This is a genomic window from Synechococcus sp. HK01-R, from assembly GCF_014217855.1.
GTDB lineage: Bacteria > Cyanobacteriota > Cyanobacteriia > PCC-6307 > Cyanobiaceae > Synechococcus_C.
This window is the reverse complement of the sequence record NZ_CP059059.1, coordinates 539,735-558,544: the sequence shown is the minus strand read 5'-3', so window position 1 is coordinate 558,544 and position 18,810 is coordinate 539,735. Positions and strand designations below refer to the sequence as shown.

The 18,810-nt window shown below is 63.2% G+C and carries 18 protein-coding genes; 6 read left to right on the top strand and 12 right to left on the bottom strand.

Annotation, left to right across the window (positions count from 1 at the left end):
• Positions 1–10 precede the first annotated feature (10 nt).
• The 4 genes from mnmG to H0O21_RS02930 form a co-directional block, all read right to left on the bottom strand.
• On the bottom strand, positions 11–1,990 hold the full coding sequence (mnmG, locus tag H0O21_RS02945) for a tRNA uridine-5-carboxymethylaminomethyl(34) synthesis enzyme MnmG (protein WP_185190328.1): 1,980 nt from the start codon (positions 1,988–1,990) through the stop codon (positions 11–13).
• A 21-nt stretch (positions 1,991–2,011) separates the two neighbouring features.
• Positions 2,012–3,430, bottom strand: a complete 1,419-nt coding sequence (dnaB, locus tag H0O21_RS02940; RefSeq protein WP_185190327.1) for a replicative DNA helicase — start codon at positions 3,428–3,430, stop codon at positions 2,012–2,014.
• Positions 3,431–3,523: 93 nt separating this feature from the next.
• Positions 3,524–3,982, bottom strand: coding sequence for a 50S ribosomal protein L9 (gene rplI / locus H0O21_RS02935; RefSeq protein ID WP_131455019.1), 459 nt, complete (start codon positions 3,980–3,982; stop codon positions 3,524–3,526).
• Positions 3,983–4,023: 41 nt separating this feature from the next.
• Entirely contained in the window at positions 4,024–4,956 is a 933-nt protein-coding gene (locus H0O21_RS02930; protein WP_185190326.1) for a fatty acid desaturase, read from the bottom strand.
• A 128-nt stretch (positions 4,957–5,084) separates the two neighbouring features.
• On the opposite strand from H0O21_RS02930, the gene H0O21_RS02925 reads away from it, so the two are divergent.
• The gene (locus H0O21_RS02925) at positions 5,085–5,759 is read left to right on the top strand and encodes a hypothetical protein (protein ID WP_370523099.1); all 675 of its coding nucleotides are present in this window, start codon (positions 5,085–5,087) and stop codon (positions 5,757–5,759) included.
• On the opposite strand, the gene H0O21_RS02920 is transcribed toward H0O21_RS02925, so the two are convergent.
• Entirely contained in the window at positions 5,747–6,610 is an 864-nt protein-coding gene (locus H0O21_RS02920; protein ID WP_370318268.1) for an acyl-CoA desaturase, read from the bottom strand. The two genes, H0O21_RS02925 and H0O21_RS02920, sit on opposite strands and share 13 nt — an antisense overlap.
• 206 nt (positions 6,611–6,816) lie before the next feature.
• On the opposite strand from H0O21_RS02920, the gene H0O21_RS02915 reads away from it, so the two are divergent.
• From H0O21_RS02915 to H0O21_RS13330, 4 genes are all read left to right on the top strand, one after another.
• On the top strand, positions 6,817–8,109 hold the full coding sequence (locus H0O21_RS02915; RefSeq protein WP_185190325.1) for an aminotransferase class I/II-fold pyridoxal phosphate-dependent enzyme: 1,293 nt from the start codon (positions 6,817–6,819) through the stop codon (positions 8,107–8,109).
• Positions 8,110–8,132: 23 nt separating this feature from the next.
• Positions 8,133–8,522 (top strand): glycine cleavage system protein GcvH, encoded by a 390-nt coding sequence (gene gcvH, locus H0O21_RS02910; protein ID WP_185190836.1) that lies wholly within the window; start codon positions 8,133–8,135, stop codon positions 8,520–8,522.
• A 93-nt stretch (positions 8,523–8,615) separates the two neighbouring features.
• Positions 8,616–11,570 carry an aminomethyl-transferring glycine dehydrogenase gene (gene gcvP / locus H0O21_RS02905; RefSeq protein ID WP_185190324.1) on the top strand — a complete coding sequence of 985 codons (2,955 nt, stop codon included), beginning with the start codon at positions 8,616–8,618 and terminating at the stop codon, positions 11,568–11,570.
• Between the two features lie 96 nt (positions 11,571–11,666).
• The gene (locus H0O21_RS13330; RefSeq protein ID WP_255441104.1) at positions 11,667–11,909 is read left to right on the top strand and encodes a hypothetical protein; all 243 of its coding nucleotides are present in this window, start codon (positions 11,667–11,669) and stop codon (positions 11,907–11,909) included.
• 42 nt (positions 11,910–11,951) lie between these two features.
• On the opposite strand, the gene H0O21_RS02900 is transcribed toward H0O21_RS13330, so the two are convergent.
• From H0O21_RS02900 to H0O21_RS13585, 4 genes are all read right to left on the bottom strand, one after another.
• Complete coding sequence (locus tag H0O21_RS02900; RefSeq protein WP_131455013.1) at positions 11,952–12,158, bottom strand: hypothetical protein; 207 nt, start codon at positions 12,156–12,158, stop codon at positions 11,952–11,954.
• Between the two features lie 251 nt (positions 12,159–12,409).
• Positions 12,410–13,153, bottom strand: coding sequence for a pirin-like bicupin family protein (locus H0O21_RS02895; protein WP_185190323.1), 744 nt, complete (start codon positions 13,151–13,153; stop codon positions 12,410–12,412).
• An 8-nt stretch (positions 13,154–13,161) separates the two neighbouring features.
• A complete protein-coding gene (locus H0O21_RS02890) occupies positions 13,162–13,689 on the bottom strand; it encodes an NADPH-dependent FMN reductase (protein ID WP_185190322.1) in 528 nt (175 codons plus the stop codon).
• Complete coding sequence (locus H0O21_RS13585) at positions 13,686–13,844, bottom strand: CDGSH iron-sulfur domain-containing protein (RefSeq protein WP_185190321.1); 159 nt, start codon at positions 13,842–13,844, stop codon at positions 13,686–13,688. Before H0O21_RS13585 ends, H0O21_RS02890 begins: the two co-directional genes overlap by 4 nt.
• A gap of 92 nt (positions 13,845–13,936) precedes the next feature.
• Here H0O21_RS13585 and H0O21_RS02880 point away from each other — a divergent pair, with 92 nt between their 5' ends.
• A complete protein-coding gene (locus H0O21_RS02880; protein WP_131455009.1) occupies positions 13,937–14,290 on the top strand; it encodes a helix-turn-helix domain-containing protein in 354 nt (117 codons plus the stop codon).
• Here the strand turns inward: H0O21_RS02880 and H0O21_RS13560 are convergent.
• From H0O21_RS13560 to H0O21_RS02865, 3 genes are all read right to left on the bottom strand, one after another.
• The gene (locus tag H0O21_RS13560) at positions 14,260–14,973 is read right to left on the bottom strand and encodes a rubrerythrin family protein (RefSeq protein ID WP_185190320.1); all 714 of its coding nucleotides are present in this window, start codon (positions 14,971–14,973) and stop codon (positions 14,260–14,262) included. The two genes, H0O21_RS02880 and H0O21_RS13560, sit on opposite strands and share 31 nt — an antisense overlap.
• 112 nt (positions 14,974–15,085) lie before the next feature.
• Positions 15,086–16,927, bottom strand: a complete 1,842-nt coding sequence (locus H0O21_RS02870) for a diflavin flavoprotein (protein ID WP_185190319.1) — start codon at positions 16,925–16,927, stop codon at positions 15,086–15,088.
• Entirely contained in the window at positions 16,927–18,669 is a 1,743-nt protein-coding gene (locus tag H0O21_RS02865; RefSeq protein ID WP_185190318.1) for a diflavin flavoprotein, read from the bottom strand. The genes H0O21_RS02870 and H0O21_RS02865 overlap by 1 nt, the downstream gene beginning before the upstream one ends.
• Positions 18,670–18,810 lie beyond the last annotated feature (141 nt).

Here is an 18,810-nt window from a genome sequence, read left to right as displayed (position 1 = left end):
TGCTGCAACGCTATCGAGCTTGGCCCAGGGGGGCGAGCTCTGACTCGCCGGATTGGCGACGCCGTTGCTGGAGCTCCAGCCACACCAGGAGAGCGGTGAGGTCGGCCTGACTGACCCCGGGGATCTGGCTGGCCTGCCCAAGGGTGAACGGGCGAACGGCCGTGAGCTTTTCGCGCGCCTCCCGGGAGAGGGTGCTGATGTTGGTGTAGTTGATGGTGGCAGGCAATTTGCGCTGGCCCTGGCGCTTCACCTGATCGATCTGCTGCTGTTGGCGCTGCAAATAGCCGCTGTATTTGATGTCGATCTCGGCGCCTTCGCGCACCGGCAGGGGGAGGTCGGCATCGGCCAGGCCGTGGCGCACCAGATCGGCGGCATGCATCCCCGGGCGTCGCAGGAGATCCGCCAGGGTGATGGAGCCCTTAATTGGCGCACCGGTCTCTGCTTCGACCGCAGGGGCCACCGGATCGCTCACCTTGAGGCGCACGGTTTCCAGCCGCTGCTTTTCGGCCTCCATCGCCTGGAGTTTGTCTTCAAACAAGCGCCAGCGACGGTCGTCGATCAGCCCCAGCTCTCGTCCCAGGGGCGTCAGTCGCCGGTCGGCGTTATCGCCCCGCAGCACCAGGCGGTATTCACTGCGGCTGGTGAGCACCCGGTAGGGCTCGCGTAGATCCTTGCTCACCAGATCGTCGATCATCGTGCCGATGTAGCTGCCTTCTCTGGGGAAATGCACCGGCTCCTGGCCGCGGATGCGGCGGGCGGCATTGAGGCCAGCCACCAGTCCCTGGGCCGCGGCTTCCTCGTAGCCGGTGGTGCCATTGAGCTGGCCGGCGCTGAAGAGCCCTTGCACCCGTTTGGTTTCCAGCGATGGCAACAGTTGTGTGGCGGGCAGGTAGTCGTAATCCACGGAGTAGGCCGGCCGCAGCATCACGGCTTGTTCCAGGCCAGGCAGGCTGCGCAGCAGTTGCAACTGGATCGGTTCGGGCAGGCCCGTGGAGAAGCCCTGCACGTAGATCTCGGGCGTGTCGCGCCCTTCCGGTTCGAGGAAGATCTGGTGGCTGTCTTTATCGGCGAAGCGCACGATCTTGTCTTCGATTGAGGGGCAGTAGCGCGGCCCCTTGCTGTCGATCACGCCGCCGTAGATGGCGGTGAGATGCAGATTGTCTTTGATCAGTTGATGGGTTGCTGCCGTGGTGCGTGTGATGTGGCAGCTCATCTGTTCACCGCTGCTCCACGCGGCGGGGTCAAACGAGAAGAAGCGATCGGCGGCGTCGCTGGGTTGCTCTTCGAGTTGATCGAGGGCAAGGCTGCGCCGGTCGACCCGCGCCGGGGTGCCGGTTTTGAGACGGTCGGTATGGAATCCAAGCTGTTGCAGGGCTTCGGTGAGGCCTTCGGCGGCCTGCTCGCCGGCACGGCCTGCCGCCATCGATTGATGGCCCACCCAGATGCGCCCCCCCAGGAAGGTGCCGGCGGTGAGCACGACGGCCTTGGCGCCGTAGATGCTGCCGAAATAGGTGCGTACGCCTGTGATCCGTGAGGCTGGGCCTTGGCTGGGATCCCACCGTTCACCACCGCCGCTGGGATCGCCTTCGATTTCCAGCCCTGTGACCATCGCCTCACGCAGGGCCAGGTTGGGGGTGTGCTGCAGCAGCTGCAGCATCTGGCGTGAATACTGGCGCTTGTCGGTCTGGGCGCGCAGGGCCCACACCGCAGGTCCGCGGCTGGCATTGAGGATCCGCTTCTGGATGGCGGTGGCATCGGCGAGGCGGCCGATCACTCCACCGAGGGCATCCACTTCATGCACCAGCTGGCTTTTGGCGGGGCCGCCGACGGCAGGGTTGCAGGGCTGCCAGGCGATTCGATCGAGATTGAGGCTGAACAGGGCGGTGCTCAGGCCCAGCCGGGCGGCGGTGATGGCGGCTTCACAGCCGGCATGGCCACCCCCCACGACGATCACGTCGAAGACTTCAGTGGGGGTTGGACTGGGTGTCATCCCACCAGTATCGGAAACGACTCAGGCCGCCAGGTTGCGGAAGCGGGTGAACTGTGGCTCGAACAGCAGCTTCACCGTGCCCACCGGTCCGTTGCGGTGCTTGGTCACGATCACTTCGGTGATGCCCCGGTCGGGGGTTTCTGGGTTGTAGTACTCGTCGCGGTAGATCATCAGCACCAGGTCGGCGTCCTGCTCGATGGAGCCCGATTCGCGAAGGTCGCTCAGCATCGGGCGCTTGTTGGTGCGCGATTCCACGCCACGGCTGAGCTGGGAGAGGGCGATCACCGGCACGTTTAACTCTCGGGCCATGCCTTTGAGGCCCCTGGTGATTCGCGACAGCTCCTGCACCCGGTTGTCTGGGGTGGAGCCCTCCATCAGCTGCAGGTAGTCGATCACGATCAGGCCGAGCTCCTTGCCCTGTTCGGCCATCAGGCGCCGGCAGAGGGAGCGCATTTCCAGCACGCCGGAGTTGGGTTTGTCGTCGATGAAGATCGGCAGCTGCCCCAGGGTGTTGATGCCCTGGCCCAGCAAGGGCCATTCCTCCTGCTGCAGCCTGCCCGTGCGCAGGCGCCCGGCTTCGATGCCCACTTCCATCGACAACAGCCTGTAGGTGAGCTGCTCCTTGCTCATCTCCAGGGAGAACACGCACACCGGCAGGTTGTGCAGTTGAGCCACGTTCTTGGCCAGGTTGAGCACGATCGAGGTTTTGCCCATGGCTGGCCGGCCCGCCACGATGATCAGGTCGCTGCGTTGCAGGCCCTGGGTCATCGCATCCAGGTCGTAGAAGTTCACCGGGATGCCTGCCACGGAGGTGCCGAGCGAGCGGCTCTCGATCTCGTTGAAGGTGCTGGTGAGAATCTCAGCCGTGGGAGTGAGGCCTTTGGTGGGTTTCTCCTGGCTGATGGCGAAGATCGTCTGCTCGGCCTTATCGAGCACCTGCTCCATCGGCAGGCTCTGATCAAAGCCCAGTTGGATCACCTCGTTGCCAGAGCGGATCAGCTGACGGCGCAGGAATTTGTCCATCACCAGGCGGGCCACCTGCTCGATCGAGGCGGTGGAGGCCACCCGTTCCACCAGCTCCATAAGCCGGTTGCTTCCCCCCACCTTCTCCAAGGCACCTGTATCGGCCAGCCAGGCGGTCATGGCCGTGAGGTCGGTGGGTTTGCCCTGGCTGTGGAGCATCACCGCGGTGCGGAAGATCTCCCGGTGGGCATTGAGGTAAAAGGCTTCCGGCTGGAGCACATCGGCGACGCGGCCAATGGCATCGGGGTCCAGCAGGATGCCGCCCAGCACCGCCTCTTCCGCCTCCAGGTTCTGAGGGGGAATCGAGTCCGGTAAGGCTTCGAAATTGGGCTCATCTCGGCGGCGGCCCTGACCGAAACCCCGGCGTCCCCCCTCAGCGGCCTCGCCGCCCTGATCGCTGAAGGGGACGGTCACCATGGAGTCGTTGGCTGCAAGCGAAAACCCACTCTGGCGCACCCTTGGGCAGGCGCCAGAGTGGGTTGTGACGGAAGAAACCCTTGAGTTGAGGGATCAGTAGCTGACCACTTCCAGATTGATTTCAGCAGTGACTTCGCTGTGCAGCTTGACGCTGACCTTGTAAGAGCCGGTGCGGTGGATGTCGGGCACGGTGATGTCGCGCCGGTCGACTTCCTTCTTGGTGGCTTCCTCGATCACCTCGGCTACATCCCCATTGGTGACGGTGCCGAAGAGAACGTCGTCGTCACCGGTCTGCTTCTTGACGGTGAAGCGGCCAATGGTGTCGAGGGCGGTGCGGAAGGCCAGGGCCTCTTGCTTGAGGGCGGCCTGGCGCTCGGCCTCCTTGGCCCGGCGGTGCTCCACCTGCTTCATCACGGCAGGAGTGACGGGAACAGCCTTGCCGAAGGGGAGCAGGAAGTTGCGGGCGTAGCCCGGAGCCACCTCAACCAGATCGCCATCCCGGCCGAGGCTGAGAACGTCCTCATTCAGAACGACTTGTACGCGCTTGGCCATGGGGTTGCTTCCTGACGACGACGATGGAGCGATCGAGAATTTTACGATGCGACGGGTAGGCGCACTTTGCTGGCCAGTCCCAGCGCCCGCATCAGACGAATGTGCTCCCAGGTGAGGTCGATCTGACGGGGCTGAAGTCCATGGCGGGCGGAATGGGGGAAAGCGTGATGGTTGTTGTGCCAGCCTTCGCCGAAGGTGAGGGCTGCGACCCACTTGTTGTTGCGGGAGGCATCGCCGCTTTCGTACACCACCTGACCCCAGCAGTGGGTTGCCGAATTCACCAGCCAGGTGACGTGATAGACGAGCACGAGGCGTAGAGGGATGCCCCAGAGCAAGAGTGCCCAGCCGCCTGCGCCAGTGACGGTGCCGATCCAGAAGAGCAGTCCCGCAAGGGGCAACTGCAGCAGCAGGAAATTGTTGTTGAGCCAGCGGTAGTAGGGATCCCTGGCCAGATCCCCGCTCAGGCGCGGGACGGCCTGCATGGCTGGAATGGGTTCAAACATCCAGCCCATGTGGCTCCACCAGAATCCGCGGTGGCTGTTGTGGTGATCTGCATCCGTATCAGAGAACTTGTGGTGATGCCGATGAAGACCCACCCAGTCGATGGGTCCGTGCTGGCAGCTGAGCGCGCCGCAGGTGGCGAAGAAGCGCTCGAGCCAGTGGGGCACCTGGAAGGATCGATGTGAGAGCAGGCGGTGATACCCGATCGTCACCCCCAGGCAGGCGGTGACCCAGTAGAGAACCAGCAGGCTGGTGACGGCCTGCCAGCTCCAGAAGCTCGGCAGCAAGGCGACCAAGGCCAGCCCATGGATCGCGATCATGAAGCCGATGGTTCCCCAGCGCCGTCCGTGATCCAGGGGCACATAGGTTTCGCCTTGGCGGGGTTTGTGCAGCCCTTGAGCCCGCTCCAGGGCCCTGTGCGAGTCTGTCGGCCTGCTGGGTGGCGATGGTGCCGTGATCACGCTTGAAACCATGGCTCGATCCGGATAACTATCGATAAACTATAAGCGATAAGGATCCGTATCAAGTGGCTGAGTTCAATATCCAGGCTGATTCTGTGACCAAGGGTTACCGGGAGCGCCTCGCCGAGGGCCGTTGGGCCATGGCCCATCTCGTGCACGTCTGGCATGAGCGCAATGGCTGGTCGCACAGGGTGTTGCCCGCCCTCGCCGAAACCCTGGATCTCGGCCGTGTGCATAACTCCCAGATCTCCAACCTGCGCAACGGCAAGCTCGCGTCTCCCGGTCCTGAGGTGTTCCTTGCCTTAGGACAGGCCAATGCAGTTCTCCATGCCGGCTTGGAATCAATCCGAGCGCGTCTTGCTGAGGTTCACCCCGAGCTTTTGGAGGTGCTGGCCGCTGGTGCTGAACCGCTTCGCAATGCCCGGGGTGAGGCCCTGGGAGCTGGGGATCTTCTCGAGATCTTCGTGGGCTTGGCGCCGTTGCCGCCCGGGTTTGATTGGCGGATTGAAGCCGATGAGGGGGCTTCGCTGAGTGCGGCATTGGCTGAACATCTTTGTGGCGGCCAGTCCTGGAGGCAGTGCCGCGATCAGGTGATGGCTGCTTATCCAGCCAGCAAGAGTCAGCGGCGGGAGCGTTTCGCTGCTGTGATGGCCGGTCTGCGGGACTACAGCGCCGAGGATCTCGATGGGGAGCTCCTGGACTTGCATGCCACCCATCAAGCCCTCGGCGGATCGAGTCGCTCTGGAGCCGAAGGATTCCTGGCCGAATTGCGGCAGAAGGCCAAGGGGCTGACTGCCGGGACTCAGGGCACGTAACGCGCCTGGCGAATGCGACGGGTCAGCCCCAGTCGCCGCAGCAGCCGGATGTGCTGCCAGGTGATGTCGAACTCAAACCAGCGCAAGCCATGACGAGCGCTGGCAGGGTGCGCGTGATGGTTGTTGTGCCAGCCCTCGCCGAAGGACAGGATCGCCACCCACCAACAGTTGCGTGAAAGGTCGGGGCAGTCGAAATTGCGATAGCCAAAGGCATGGGTGGCCGAGTTCACCAGCCAGGTCACGTGGTAGACGAGCACCAGGCGTAGGGGGATGGCCCAGAGGACCAGGCCCAGGCCGCCACCATGCACTTGCGCTGCGTTGCCGTACCAGTACAGGCCGAGTCCCAGGGGAATCTGGAGTAACAGGAACCAGCGATCCAGCCACACGTAGAAGCGATCGCTCAAGAGGTCGCCTGCGAAGCGCTCCTTGTGCTCAAGGGCGGGGATTTCATGGAGCATCCATTCGCTGTGGCTCCACCAGAGGCCACGACCAGCGTCGTGATGGTCGTTGGGTTGGTCAGAGAACTTGTGGTGGTGGCGGTGCAGAGCGACCCAGTCGATCGGTCCGCTCTGGCAGGCCAGGGTGCCCATCACCATCAGGACCCTCTCGAGCCAGCGGGGAACCTCCAGGCTGCGGTGGGCTACCAGGCGATGGAGTCCAAGGGTGACGCCGAGAACCGTGGCCCAATAAAGAACCGCTAGGGCTGCCACTCCTTGCCAGCTCCAGAACCGCGGCAGCAGGGCCACGGTGGCCAGAACGTGCATCACGAGCATGAAGCTTGTGGTGCCCCACTTGATGCGTCGTTGCCGGCGAGGCAGGGGCTGACGCGGGGACATGACCGCAGCGCGCATGCGCAGCTCTCGGTCGGTGGCGACAGGGGCCGGTGCAGTTGTAACCAAGGAGTACTCCACGAACCGGTGCGCCTTTGACTTCGGTAAGCCCGGAGCTGGAAGGCGTTCGGCTGGAGAAGAGAATGTAGGAGAGCGCTGCATGATGCAGCGAGCGACACCGTTTCATGGATTCGTCTTTCGCCGCTTCCACTGCCACTTCCACGGCCATGTCCGCGGCCTCTCCCAGTGGAGACCGGGCTGAGGCGCAGGCCAGGGCCGTGGTTCAGGCCGTGCGGGAGCAGCAGTCGGCCTCCGCTGCTGCGCGGACGGCGGGGGTGGCAAGCCGTCTTGAAAAGGTCCTCGCTGCGTTTGCTGCTGAGCGGGTCGGCACCCAGCACTTCGCCTCGCTCACGGGCTACGGCCATGGAGATCAGGGTCGCGAGGTGCTGGATCGAGTCTTCGCCAGGGTGTTGGGGGCAGACAAGGCTGCGGTGCGTCTTCAGTTCGTGAGCGGCACCCATGCCATCGCGGCAGCTCTGTTTGGAGTGCTGCGCCCGGGTGATCGCATGTTGGCCATCACCGGTCGGCCCTACGACACCCTTGAAGAGGTGATCGGCTTGCGCGGTGCAGGCCAAGGCTCCCTGGCGGAGTTCGGTGTGCGTTACGACGAGCGGGATCTCAAGGCCGACGGCTCGGTCGACCTCCAGGCACTGGACGAAGCCTTAGAGCAGCCCACGCGCTTGATCCTGATTCAGCGCAGCTGTGGCTACAGCTGGAGACCGTCTCTTTCCATCGCTGCGATCGAAGCGGTTTGCCAGCACATTCACGCCCGTCAGCCCGATTGCATCTGTTTTGTTGACAACTGCTACGGCGAGTTGGTGGAGGAGCGGGAGCCATCCGAGGTCGGCGCGGATCTGATCGCTGGCTCATTGATCAAGAACCTTGGCGGCACCATCGCGCCCACCGGGGGGTATGTGGCCGGGCGCGCTGATCTGGTGGAACAGGCCTGCTGTCGGCTCACTGCCCCTGGCATCGGTAGCGAGGGGGGGACCGGTTTTGACTTGCATCGCTTGGTGCTGCAGGGTCTGTTTCTGGCGCCGCAGATGGTGGCCGAGGCCTTGATCGGTGCAGATCTGGTGGCTGGCACCTTTGCAGCCTTGGGGTATTCAGTGCAGCCGGCAGCGCAGGCACCCCGTAGCGATCTGATTCAAGCTGTCCAGCTGGGCGATCCCGAAGCGCTCAAGGTCGTGTGCAGGTCCTTTCAGTCCTGTTCGCCGGTCGGTTCCTATCTGGATCCTGTCCCTGCGGCGATGCCTGGTTATGCCAGTGATCTGGTGATGGCCGGTGGCACTTTCATCGATGGCAGCACCAGCGAGTTCTCGGCCGATGCACCCCTGCGCCCTCCCTACAACCTCTACGTGCAGGGCGGCACCCACCGCAGTCACATCGAGCTCGCCCTGATCCGGGCGCTCGCAGCCCTGCAAACGGCAGGACTGGTGGATCTACCCCACACTGGGTGAGGTTTTCGCCTACCACCGGCCCGATGGCCTTCGATTTCCCTGAGCAGTTCCGCTACGCCGACAGTCACGAGTACGCCCACGCCGATGGGGAGCTTGTGCGGGTTGGTCTGAGCGCCTTCGCCGTTGATCAGCTGGGTGACATCGTGTTTGTGGATTTGCCCGATGTGGGCGCCGTGCTCAATCGGGGCAATGGCTTTGGCTCTGTCGAGTCGGTGAAGGCGGTGGAAGACATGTATGCACCAATCAGCGGTGAGGTGGTGCAGCGCAACGAGGCTGTGCTCGCCAGCCCGGAGGAATTGCAGAACGATCCCCACGGCGAGGGATGGCTGCTGGTGATCCGTCCTTCCGATCCCACCCAGCTGGCCGAGCTGATGGATGCCAGCACCTACGCCACCAAGGTGGCGGCCAGCTAACTGCTGAAGGCGTTCCTAGGGCTGGCCGATCCCCGGTAGCGCCGATCATCGGAAGGACTTCCCTAAAGTCGCAGTCCTCCATACCGGCGTGCCGTGACCCTTTTGGACCAGCGCAGCGCAGGCCCCGCCTCCGAGCCGGTTCAGACGGAGCTCTCCCCCTTTGTGGAGCGGCATCTGGGGCCGGATCCAGCGCAGCAGCGGGTCATGCTGCAGGCTCTGGGCTACTCCTCCCTCGACGCCTTTGTGCAGGCGGTCGTCCCTTCGGACATCCTCGATGAAACGGCACCGCAGGCAGCGATGCCCGCTGGTGTGGGAGAAGCGGCAGCACTGGCTGAGTTGCGGGAGATCGCCGACGCGAATCAGCTGCGGCGTTCGTTGATCGGTCTCGGCTATCACGACACGGTCACTCCAGCGCTGATCCAGCGTCATGTGCTGGAAAACCCCGCCTGGTACACGGCCTATACCCCCTACCAAGCCGAGATCGCCCAGGGTCGATTGGAGGCACTCCTCAATTTCCAGACCCTGATCAGTGAGCTCACAGGTCTGCCGATCGCCAATGCCTCACTGCTCGATGAGGGAACGGCCTGCGCGGAAGCGATGGCCCTCAGCATGGCGGTCTGCAAGCGGTCGGAGGCGCGCCGCTTTCTCGTGGATGCCGCTGTGCTTCCTCAGACCCTGGCGGTGCTGCAAACCCGGGCCCAACCCCTTGGGATCTCGGTGGAGGTGCTGGAGCCGGAAGCGTTCCACTGGGACGCTGAGGTGTTTGGGGTTCTGCTGCAGCTCCCCGGTCGTTGCGGACGGCTTTGGGATCCCTCTGATCTGATCGCTCAGGCCCATGCCCATGGCGTTTTGGTCACGGTCGCGATTGATCCATTGGCCCAGGTGCTTCTTGCGCCGGTCGGTGATCTTGGTGCCGACATCGCCGTCGGTAGCGCTCAGCGTTTTGGGGTGCCGATGGCGGCCGGTGGTCCCCATGCTGCATTCTTCGCCACCCGCGACCGTTACAAACGTCAGGTACCCGGTCGCATCGTGGGGCGATCCGTCGATGTCGACGGCCGGCCTGCCTTGCGTTTAGCGCTGCAGACCCGCGAGCAGCACATCCGCCGTGACAAGGCCACCAGCAATATCTGCACGGCTCAGGTGCTCTTGGCGGTGATGGCTTCCTTCTATGCCATTCATCACGGTCCTGAGGGGCTGGAAGCCCTCGCTCAGCGCCTTGTGCGACTGCGCATGATGCTGGAGCACGGGCTGCGGGAGCTGGGCTACGAACTGCCGAAGGCCCCCCGTTTCGATGGCCTTGATGTGGTCTCGCCCCATGCCCCGGCGGTGCATGCGCTCGCGGCAGACCAGGGCTTCAATCTGCGGGTGCTTCCGGATGGGGCAGCACCGGCTCAGGCGACGGGATTTGGCATCAGCCTGGATGAACTCAGCACCGTTGAGGAGCTGGCTGTGTTGCTGGCGCTGCTGGCGAAGGCGGCTGGACAGGAGCCGCTCTTGGCTCTTCCCGATCCAGGGAGCCTGGACGTTCACACCGGCCTGGCGGGGCTGCCCCTGCGATCTGAACCTTGGCTGCGCCAACCGGTGTTCCATCGGAATCGCAGTGAAACCGAGCTTCTGCGTTACATCCAGCGGCTCGTGAGCCGCGATCTCTCGCTGGTGCACAGCATGATTCCGCTGGGCAGCTGCACGATGAAGCTCAATGCCGCCGCGGAGCTCTCTCCCGTGAGCTGGCGAGCCTTCGCCGCCTTGCATCCCTTTGCGCCTAAGGATCAATGCCATGGCCTCCAGCGCCTTGTCGACGATCTTGAGGGTTGGCTGGCGGCGCTCACCGGTTTTGCAGGGGTGTCCCTGCAGCCCAATGCGGGCTCTCAGGGTGAATATGCGGGGTTGCTGGTGATCCGGGCTTGGCACCGCTCACGGGGGGAGCAGCATCGCGATGTCTGCCTGATCCCCACCAGTGCCCATGGCACCAACCCAGCCAGTGCCGTGATGGCTGGCCTGAGGGTTGTGCCTGTGGGCTGCGACGACCAGGGAAACGTGGATGTGGAGGATCTGCGTCTCAAAGCGCAGGAGCACAGCGATTCACTGGCGGCCCTGATGGTCACCTATCCCTCAACCCATGGGGTTTTTGAAACGCGGATCCGGGAGATCTGCGCGCTGGTCCATCAGCACGGCGGCCAGGTGTATCTCGATGGGGCCAACCTCAATGCCCAAGTGGGGCTTTGTCGTCCAGGGGCCTATGGGGCCGATGTCTGCCACCTGAACCTCCACAAGACCTTCTGCATTCCCCATGGCGGTGGTGGGCCAGGGGTCGGGCCGATCGCTGCGGCCTCCCATCTGTTGCCGTTCCTTCCTGGACACCCCCTGGTGCCCTGCGGCGGCGAGCAAGCGATCTCGGCGGTGTCAGCTGCTCCTTGGGGTAGTGCGGGCATCCTGCCGATCAGCTGGATGTATTTGCGGATGATGGGTGCGCAGGGCCTGCGCCAGGCCTCAGCCGTTGCCCTGCTGTCGGCCAACTATCTGGCCCACCGCCTCGCCTCGCATTACCCCGTGCTGTTCCGGGGGGAGCAGGGTCTGGTGGCCCATGAATGCATCCTTGATCTGCGGGATCTCAAGCGATCGGCTGGTCTTGAGGTGGATGACATTGCCAAGCGCTTAATGGATTACGGATTCCATGCACCAACGGTGAGCTGGCCAGTGGCGGGAACGGTGATGGTTGAGCCCACCGAAAGTGAAAGTCTTTCTGAATTGGATCGTTTTTGTGACGCCATGATTGCGATCCGAGCGGAAGCTGATGCGATTGCTTTGGGTCAGAGCGACCCACTGAATAATCCACTGAAACGAGCTCCTCACACCCTCGCTGCGGTGACCGCGGACAGTTGGGATCGCCCCTACAGCCGCACGTTGGCGGCTTATCCGATGCCTGGTCAATGCGAGAACAAGTTTTGGCCCCACGTAGCCCGAATCGACAATGCCTTCGGTGATCGGAATCTGGTTTGCACCTGTCCGACGGTCGAGGAGCTGGCCGATCCCCAGGTGACAGGCTAAATTTTCACCGAAATCGAAAAAGTTTTGTTCGGTTTCTACCGCCGTGTCGGAGCTTTCTCCACACTGGCCGGCAACAGCAAACCTTGTCGGGGGGACATGGCCAGCGAAAATAATTCCAAGACAACGCTCAAGCCACAAGAGCCAGAACTTCCTGCTTGTCTGGAATCTGCCCTGGAGCGAGGTCACACTCTTCGGGTGGAAGGGACCAATGTGGTGAGGGTGCCTTTCGGTGTGCGTCAGGCTCGGCGGGAACGCCCCGTTTGCCCTGAGCACTGGGCGACGTTGGTGCTTCCGTTCCAGCCCCTTGGCTCTCCCACGCCTCCTCCCCAGGCTGCTTGACTCAACAGACCTAGTCAGAGCTGTCGAGTCAAGCAGGTCTGATCAAGCAGCTCCGATCAGGCTGCTTTCCTGAGACAAGCGCCAGTCCACCAGTGCCTTCACGTCCTCCAGCGAGCAGGTGGGCGTGCGGAATGGCAGAAGGGTCATCGGACTGCGCTCCGGCCTCACGAGCCAGCTGTGATTGCTTTGCGCCAACAAAAGAAATCCGCGATAACGCACCGCGGGCTGAAGCTCTTGTTCGGGTCCCATCTCTGAGGGAAATCTTGGATTCACAGCCATTTCAGGCCGCCAGATGTGGCGTGCCAGGCAAATTTCCAAAGTCTTCGGGATCGCATTAAGGCTGAGTTACCAATGGCTGACTTGGTCGCGATCGCCAGTACCGAAAAGCCTTGTGGTTTAAGCGATTGTCATGGGCGTGACCCGAATTTGTATCCTGCGCGACTGCGGATTTTGCGCGAGCCACCACCTGTGGCGTGAGCTCGTCGTTCGGGTGGACGGTCCTAGTGCAGCAGTTCAAAGAGAAGCGCGTCGCTCTTGGTGATCGCCTTGAGTGCTGCTCCTGGAGGGGTGTCGCCAGGGAAGCCCAGGCCGTCCCCACGCCCAAGAGCATCGGGGGCTGAGGCATGGGCTGCGTCGAGCAACAGTTGTCCGTCGATGATTTGCAGCCAGGCGGAACCGCTGAGCTGCCTTGGCCAGGGCAGCATGGCTCCGGCTTCGATCTGCCCCCGCCAGAGTCGTACAGGGCGGGCGATAGCCATGGCTCCTTCGCTGGCATCGGGGTTCAGCACTTGGCTCCAGCCGTTGCCCGCAGGGATCTGCCGTTGCTCATAGGCCGGTTGTAGGCCTGCACTGGTCGGTTCGATCCAGATTTGTAAGAGCCGACAGGGCGTGTCGCCTTCGTTGATTTCGCTGTGCACGATGCCGGTGCCAGCGCTCATGCGTTGCACTTCACCGGCGCGGATCATGCCGCTGTTGCCCATGGAGTCGCGATGGTTGATCTGGCCGTCGATCATCACGGTGATGATCTCCATGTCGCGATGGGGATGCATCCCGAAGCCCCGTCCGGCGGCGATCAGGTCGTCGTTGATCACCCGCAGGGGGCCGAAGCCCATCCAGTCGGGATGGTGGTGGCCTGCAAAGGAGAAGCTGTGCCAGGAGTCGAGCCAGTCATGGCTGCTGTGGAAGCGTTCTGCGGCTGGGCGGATGACGAAGCCGGGATTGTTGGTGGAAAGAGGTGCGGGCATGGCTCGGCTCAGAGTGCAAGTGGTGTCATTTGCAGAAGACGCTTCAGCAGATCACTGATGCTCTCGTCCTTGGGGGGGTTGGCGTAGTTGCTGAGTAGCTGGCGGCCCACCACTTGGGCGCCCAGATGGGTGAGTTGAATCCGCAGTGACAGCAGCAGCTCCATGCCACCACCACCGGAGAAGGTGGCGATCGCAATGGGTCGCCCGTTGAAAAGGTCGCGGAAGTCTTCGCCCTGCACCGAGAGCCATGCGATCGCGTTCGTTAGCGAGGGCGGGATCGAGCCGTTGTATTCCGGTGCGCAGATCACCCAGCGTGCTGCGTTCATGAGCTGCTCTTGCAGAGGAGCGACCGCCGCTGGAGTGCCGCAGTCTTGGGCTCTGGGGGTGAAGAGAGGCAGGTCGATCCTGGTGAGATCCAGCACCTCGGCGTTTTGTCCCAAGGCTTTGGCGTGCGTCGCGAACCGATCCGCCAGCTTGAGGTTTTCGCCGTTGCTGGCGGTGATCACCAGTAGGCCTGTGTTGGGAGCGTTGTTCATGCCCAGAACTTCCACCAGGGTGTGCTTTGAGTGTTGCCGATTTGACTGTGACTGCCATCGCAGAAGGCGCCGTTTTGGCTGAGCCCACAGGTGCACAGCGCGTGGGTTCCTGCGTCCAATGCAAGGACGGTTGGCTGGTTGCTCGCTTGAGGCATGGGGGGGTGCTTTGGCTTCTTGATGGTCAGCTGATGGCTTGCCATTGCACAAGGACGCACCGCAAAGTGGTTCGGTGACCTCGAGGTAACCCATGGCTGATGACGGGGGGTTCCGCGCTGGACACGATCACAGCAATTGCAAGGCCGAGTTGGCCTTGAAAGTGATTCAGGGGCGCTGGAAGTTGCTCATCCTTCGTGAATTAGTGGATGGTATCCAGCGCTTTTCTGATTTGCAGCGGGCACTGAATGGTGTGAGTCAGAAAGTGTTGACGGCTCAGCTACGCGATTTAGAGGCCGATGGTGTGGTGCATCGGACGATCCATCCCGAGGTGCCGCCGCGCGTGGAATACGCGCTGACGGACCTTGGGAATGAGCTTTTGCCAGTGCTGAATTCCTTGCACGCCTGGGGGGAGCGTCAAGCGGATTTCAATTCCGCCTCCCGGTAGGGCACAAAGCTGGCTTTGCGGGCGCCGCAGATCGGGCAGGTCCAGTCGTCTGGAATCGCTTCAAACGGCGTGCCTGGAGCAATCCCGGAGTCGGGGTCGCCCTGGGCGGGGTCGTAGATCATCGAGCACACCTTGCAGATCCATAGGCCGGCGACCGGCTCATCGGCCTCTCCGGCCTCTCCCTTGCCTTGCAGCGCTTCGAGGGCGACGCCGTAGCGCTCAGCGTGATGCTGCTCGATCGGTGCGAGCAGGCCGAAATTCTTGGCAGCGGCGCGGAAGATGCCGGCGTGTTCCTTGGACTCGTCGATCTGTTCGTTGAATTCCGCCTCGGCGCCGCCATCGCGATCGCTGCGGGCTTGGGCGGCGAACTCGGGGTACATGGTGGTGTACTCGTAGGTTTCACCCTCGATGGCCAGTTCCAGGCAGCGAGCCAGCATCGCCTGTTTGGCGTCTTCACTGAGGCTGGCCGGATCGTCGATCACCAGCTCAGGGTGGAGCAGGCGGAAGTGAGCGAAGGCGTGCTCGGTTTCCTGGGCGGCAGTGTCGCGAAAGAGTTTGGCCAGTTCGGTCTTGCCGAGCTTTTTGGCCACGTCGGCGAAGAAGAGATATTTGCGGTTGGCCATGCTCTCGCCGCCGAAGGCGGCCTCGAGATTGGCGTGGGTGGCGGCGTTGTTCAGATCCATGGATGCGTGGGCGGAGCGCAACTGAGCGAACCCTAACTCATACTCATAACGAGTATGAGTTAGGGTTCGATTGCCGGGACTGCTGCGAGTGTCGTTCAGTTTTCAGCGTTTCTTAGTAATTGGCGCCACTTCGTCGCTGGTGAACGGCCGTCACCCCCTCGCTGTCAAGGATGCCCCCGTGCTTCACCTCCGCATAGATCAGCCAGTGATCGCCACATTCCATCCGTTGCTTCACGTCCCCTTCCAGCCAGGCCAGGGCTTCTGGCAGCAAGGGCTGGTCGCCGGGGCTGCTCACTAGTTCGAGGCCGGCCAGGCGGTCCGCCCCCGGTTCAAACGGCTGCAGGAACTGTTTCATGGGACCGCTCTCCCTTCCCTCCGCCAGCACGTTCAAAGCGAAGCGATCTCCCTTGTGCAACAGGGCTTCAACGGCGCGATCCTTGGCCACGGCCACCGTGACTCCCGGAGGCGTGAAGCTGGCCTGGCTCACCCAGCTGGCCACCATCGCTCCGCTCTGGGCGCTGTCGCCGTTCCCTTTGCGGGCGGTCAGCACACAGAGAGAGCCCACCACGCGACCTAGGGCCAGCACCGAGGGATCACTGCGGCTTTCGCTGAGGCCACCGGCGCTGCGCCGTTGCTGTTTGCGGCGCTCCTGCTGGAGCTGGCGGGCAAAGCGGGTGCCTGTTTCCTCCAGGGTGCGCACGGTGGCTGCATCGGGGCTGAATTTGATCCGGATCGGTTCGAAGCCGAAACTGAAGCCTCCATCGCGCAGCTTGGTTTCCAGAAGGTCGAGGGCTTCCCCGCTCCAGCCGAAGCTTCCGAAAACGCCGACAGGCTTGCTGCGGTCGCCTTCTGCCAGCACGGTGCCGAGGGCGGAGACGATTGGGGTGGGTGCATGGCCCCCCAGGGTGGGGGAGCCGATCAGGATGGCGTCTGCTGCGCGGATGGCCGCCACCAATTCATCGGCGGGGGTGAACTCGCAGTTGAGGCTGTTGACGCGCACGCCCGTGCGCCCGACTCCGCGGGCCAAGGCATCGGCAATCGCTGCGGTGTTGCCATAGGCGCTGGCGAAGAGCAGCAGCACATTCAGGGTTGAGCCCTGCTGGCTTTCCCCCCAGCGGCGGTAGTCGCTGAGCAAACTGCGCCAGCTGGCGTCGATGGCCGGCCCATGGCCTGGGGCGATCGTGCGGATGTCGAGCTGCTCCAGTCGTTCCACGAGGGAGTCCACTTGGGCTGCCATTGGTGCCATCAGGCAGTCATAGAAGTGGCGGCGCTCCTCTTCTGTCTCCGTGCGGCTTGCTTCGGCCCAAGCCTCCGTGCAGATGTGAGCGGCGAAGAATTTGTCGCTCATCAGTAGGCCACTGCTTTCCTCAAAGGCCAGTAGCCCGCCAGGCCAACGGGGGCTAGGGGCGGGCAGCAGCTGCAGTTGATGGCCGTGGCTCAGGGGCAGGGTTGTCTCCTGACGGATCACCTGAATCGGTGGGAGCTCCGGAAGCGGTGGTCGCAGGTCAGGCTCCCCTTGCGGTAGCGGTTTGCGTTGGTTCCAGAGCTCCGTCAGCAACTTGGCTCCAGGGTTGGAGCTGATGAGCTCAAGTCCGCCATAGGTTTCCGCCAAGCTGCGCAGCAGTGCCACTCGGTTGGGGTTCACGTGCCCGACCACCACTTGCAGCGTCTGGGTGTCACTGGGCAGGCTCCTGGCCAGTGCAGGCAAGAACACATCGGCGTAGGCCGCACCTGGAGGATGAACCAGCAGGGCAGGGCGTGCCTGTCCGCTGGCATCGACGCCAGCATCGAACAGGAAGCTGTTCGCGGTGCTGCCCCGTTCCAGGGCGTATTCCAGCTCAAAGCGCAGGCGCTGGGGGCTCAGGCCCCGCAGGCTTTGCAGTCCTTCGGCGATCGGCAGCAGAACAACCCGCCGCTCTCCAGCTCTCTCGCTGTCGGTTATCGCGGTGGCCATCAGTAGTGGTTCCCAACTTTGCGGTGGTGCACTGCGGTGCGGGCATCGGCGTCCGCCACGTTGCCCTGTTCCACCACCGCATAAATGATCCAGTGGTCGGGGCCCTCCATGCGCTGCTCCACACGGCAACCCAGATAGGCCAGCGCATCACCAAGCACCGGGCCGCCATCGGCAACGCCCTCGAGCACGTTCACGCCGGCGAAGCGATCGGCACCCGGCGGGAATCGTTTGAGGAAATGGCGGAGTAAGGGCTGGTGATTGCTTTCCCGAAGCACATTGAGCACAAAGCGATCACCCACCTGCATCAGCGCCTCGATCGCCCTGTCACGGGCCACGGCGATCGTGAGGCCCGGCGGCGTGAAGCTGGCCTGACTCACCCAGCTCGCCACCATGGCGCTGCGGCGCAGGCTCTCTCCTTCACCCTGGCTTGCCGTCACCACATAAAGTCCGCCGCTCAGTCGGCCTAGAGCCTTGTCGAGATCTCCATCCAGACTCTTCATGGCCGCGATCGTCTTGTCACGGGTGAGCAGCTGACCGAGGTCGGTGCCGGCTTCTTCGCAGCGCTGATAGTCCTGGCCGTTGGGAAGCGCGCGGATTCGCAAGGGTGCGAAGGCTTCCTTCTGCTCTTGAGCTCGCAGCTGGGATGCCACCGCATCGATCGGGGCATCGTTGCCGCCGAAGGCGTCATAGACGCCAACCCATTGCTTGCTGTGCAGGGCGGCCAGCAGGGTCCCAATGGAGGCCTGCAATTCGCTGTCGGGTTCCGCCGGCCAGGTCGGAACCACCACCGCCTGAGCCTCGCCGATCAAGGCGGAGAGTTCCTGGGCATCCGTCGCCCGCAGATCCACGAGCTGGACCTGCGCTTCCGCCTTGCCGATGCCCCGGGCGATCGCCTGGCTGAGCCGGTCGCAGAAGCCGTATTGGCTGAGGTAGCAGACGGCCGCATAGGTCTCTCCCTTACTGCGCTGCCCGCTCCACTCTCGATAGTCCTCAATCCAGTGATCCAGGTGGTGGCGAAGCAGTGGTCCATGGCCGACGGCGACCGTGTTGATCGCCGGCAGACCATCCATGCGCTTGAGGGCCTGCAGCACGCTGCGGGCATTGGGTCCCATCAGGCAGTCGTAATAAAAACGGAAATCCGGTGCGATCGCTCCTGGGTCAACATCGAAGAGCTCGTCGGAGCAGTAGTGCAATCCGAAGGCATCACAGGTGTAGAGGATGCCGGTGCCGTGATCAAAGGAGAAAATCGTGTCCGGCCAGTGCAGGTTGGGGGCGCTGAGGAACTCGAAGCGATGCTCCGTGCCCGTGTCGGGATTGATGCCGAGATCCAGGCAGTCTCCGCTTTTCACCGCCCTGGAGCGGAAGGGTCGGTGCACCTGGTTTTCGAGAAACTGAATGGCCACCTTCGAGGCCACGATCTCGATCTCGGGATTCAGTTCGAGTAGGTCGCCAATGAGCCCTGAATGGTCCGGTTCGGTATGGCTCACGATCATCACATCGATCGCTTTCGGATCGATCTGCTCCCGGAGCAGTGGCAGCCAGGTCTCGCGGAATTTGGCGTGGCTGCTGTCGATCAGGGCAGTGCGTTCCCCGCGCACCAGGAAGGCGTTGTAAGTGGTGCCGTTGCGCAGGCCGAATTCGATATCGAAACGGCTCCGATCCCAGTCGAGGGAACGGATCGTGGTGGTGTCAGCAGCGATCGCCTCACACTGCAGGCTGAGTCGGCCGGTGGCAACTGCCATGACGTCATTGCGCGGCGGTGCCTGACTCTAGAAACACTCTCAGGTGTCCAGCCCTGCCGAGCGCTCAGGCGTTACAGGCTCTCGTGTGACGGGCTGCGGGTGACGGGCTGGGGTCGAGGATGACCCGAAGTGCGACTGGCC

What these genes read in the sequence shown, in the direction of transcription:
- H0O21_RS02925 (WP_370523099.1), top strand. Translation starts at nt 5,085, where the DNA reads ATGGCCCATCTCGTGCACGTCTGGCATGAGCGCAATGGCTGGTCGCAC.
- H0O21_RS02870 (WP_185190319.1), bottom strand. Translation starts at nt 16,927, where the DNA reads ATGGCCACCGCGATAACCGACAGCGAGAGAGCTGGAGAGCGGCGGGTT.
- H0O21_RS02900 (WP_131455013.1), bottom strand. Translation starts at nt 12,158, where the DNA reads ATGGGACCCGAACAAGAGCTTCAGCCCGCGGTGCGTTATCGCGGATTT.
- gcvH (WP_185190836.1), top strand. Translation starts at nt 8,133, where the DNA reads ATGGCCTTCGATTTCCCTGAGCAGTTCCGCTACGCCGACAGTCACGAG.
- H0O21_RS02920 (WP_370318268.1), bottom strand. Translation starts at nt 6,610, where the DNA reads ATGCGCGCTGCGGTCATGTCCCCGCGTCAGCCCCTGCCTCGCCGGCAA.
- H0O21_RS13585 (WP_185190321.1), bottom strand. Translation starts at nt 13,844, where the DNA reads ATGCCTCAAGCGAGCAACCAGCCAACCGTCCTTGCATTGGACGCAGGA.
- dnaB (WP_185190327.1), bottom strand. Translation starts at nt 3,430, where the DNA reads ATGGTGACCGTCCCCTTCAGCGATCAGGGCGGCGAGGCCGCTGAGGGG.
- rplI (WP_131455019.1), bottom strand. Translation starts at nt 3,982, where the DNA reads ATGGCCAAGCGCGTACAAGTCGTTCTGAATGAGGACGTTCTCAGCCTC.
- H0O21_RS02895 (WP_185190323.1), bottom strand. Translation starts at nt 13,153, where the DNA reads ATGCCCGCACCTCTTTCCACCAACAATCCCGGCTTCGTCATCCGCCCA.
- H0O21_RS02890 (WP_185190322.1), bottom strand. Translation starts at nt 13,689, where the DNA reads ATGAACAACGCTCCCAACACAGGCCTACTGGTGATCACCGCCAGCAAC.
- H0O21_RS02915 (WP_185190325.1), top strand. Translation starts at nt 6,817, where the DNA reads ATGTCCGCGGCCTCTCCCAGTGGAGACCGGGCTGAGGCGCAGGCCAGG.
- H0O21_RS02865 (WP_185190318.1), bottom strand. Translation starts at nt 18,669, where the DNA reads ATGGCAGTTGCCACCGGCCGACTCAGCCTGCAGTGTGAGGCGATCGCT.
- H0O21_RS13330 (WP_255441104.1), top strand. Translation starts at nt 11,667, where the DNA reads ATGGCCAGCGAAAATAATTCCAAGACAACGCTCAAGCCACAAGAGCCA.
- mnmG (WP_185190328.1), bottom strand. Translation starts at nt 1,990, where the DNA reads ATGACACCCAGTCCAACCCCCACTGAAGTCTTCGACGTGATCGTCGTG.
- H0O21_RS13560 (WP_185190320.1), bottom strand. Translation starts at nt 14,973, where the DNA reads ATGGATCTGAACAACGCCGCCACCCACGCCAATCTCGAGGCCGCCTTC.
- H0O21_RS02880 (WP_131455009.1), top strand. Translation starts at nt 13,937, where the DNA reads ATGGCTGATGACGGGGGGTTCCGCGCTGGACACGATCACAGCAATTGC.
- H0O21_RS02930 (WP_185190326.1), bottom strand. Translation starts at nt 4,956, where the DNA reads ATGGTTTCAAGCGTGATCACGGCACCATCGCCACCCAGCAGGCCGACA.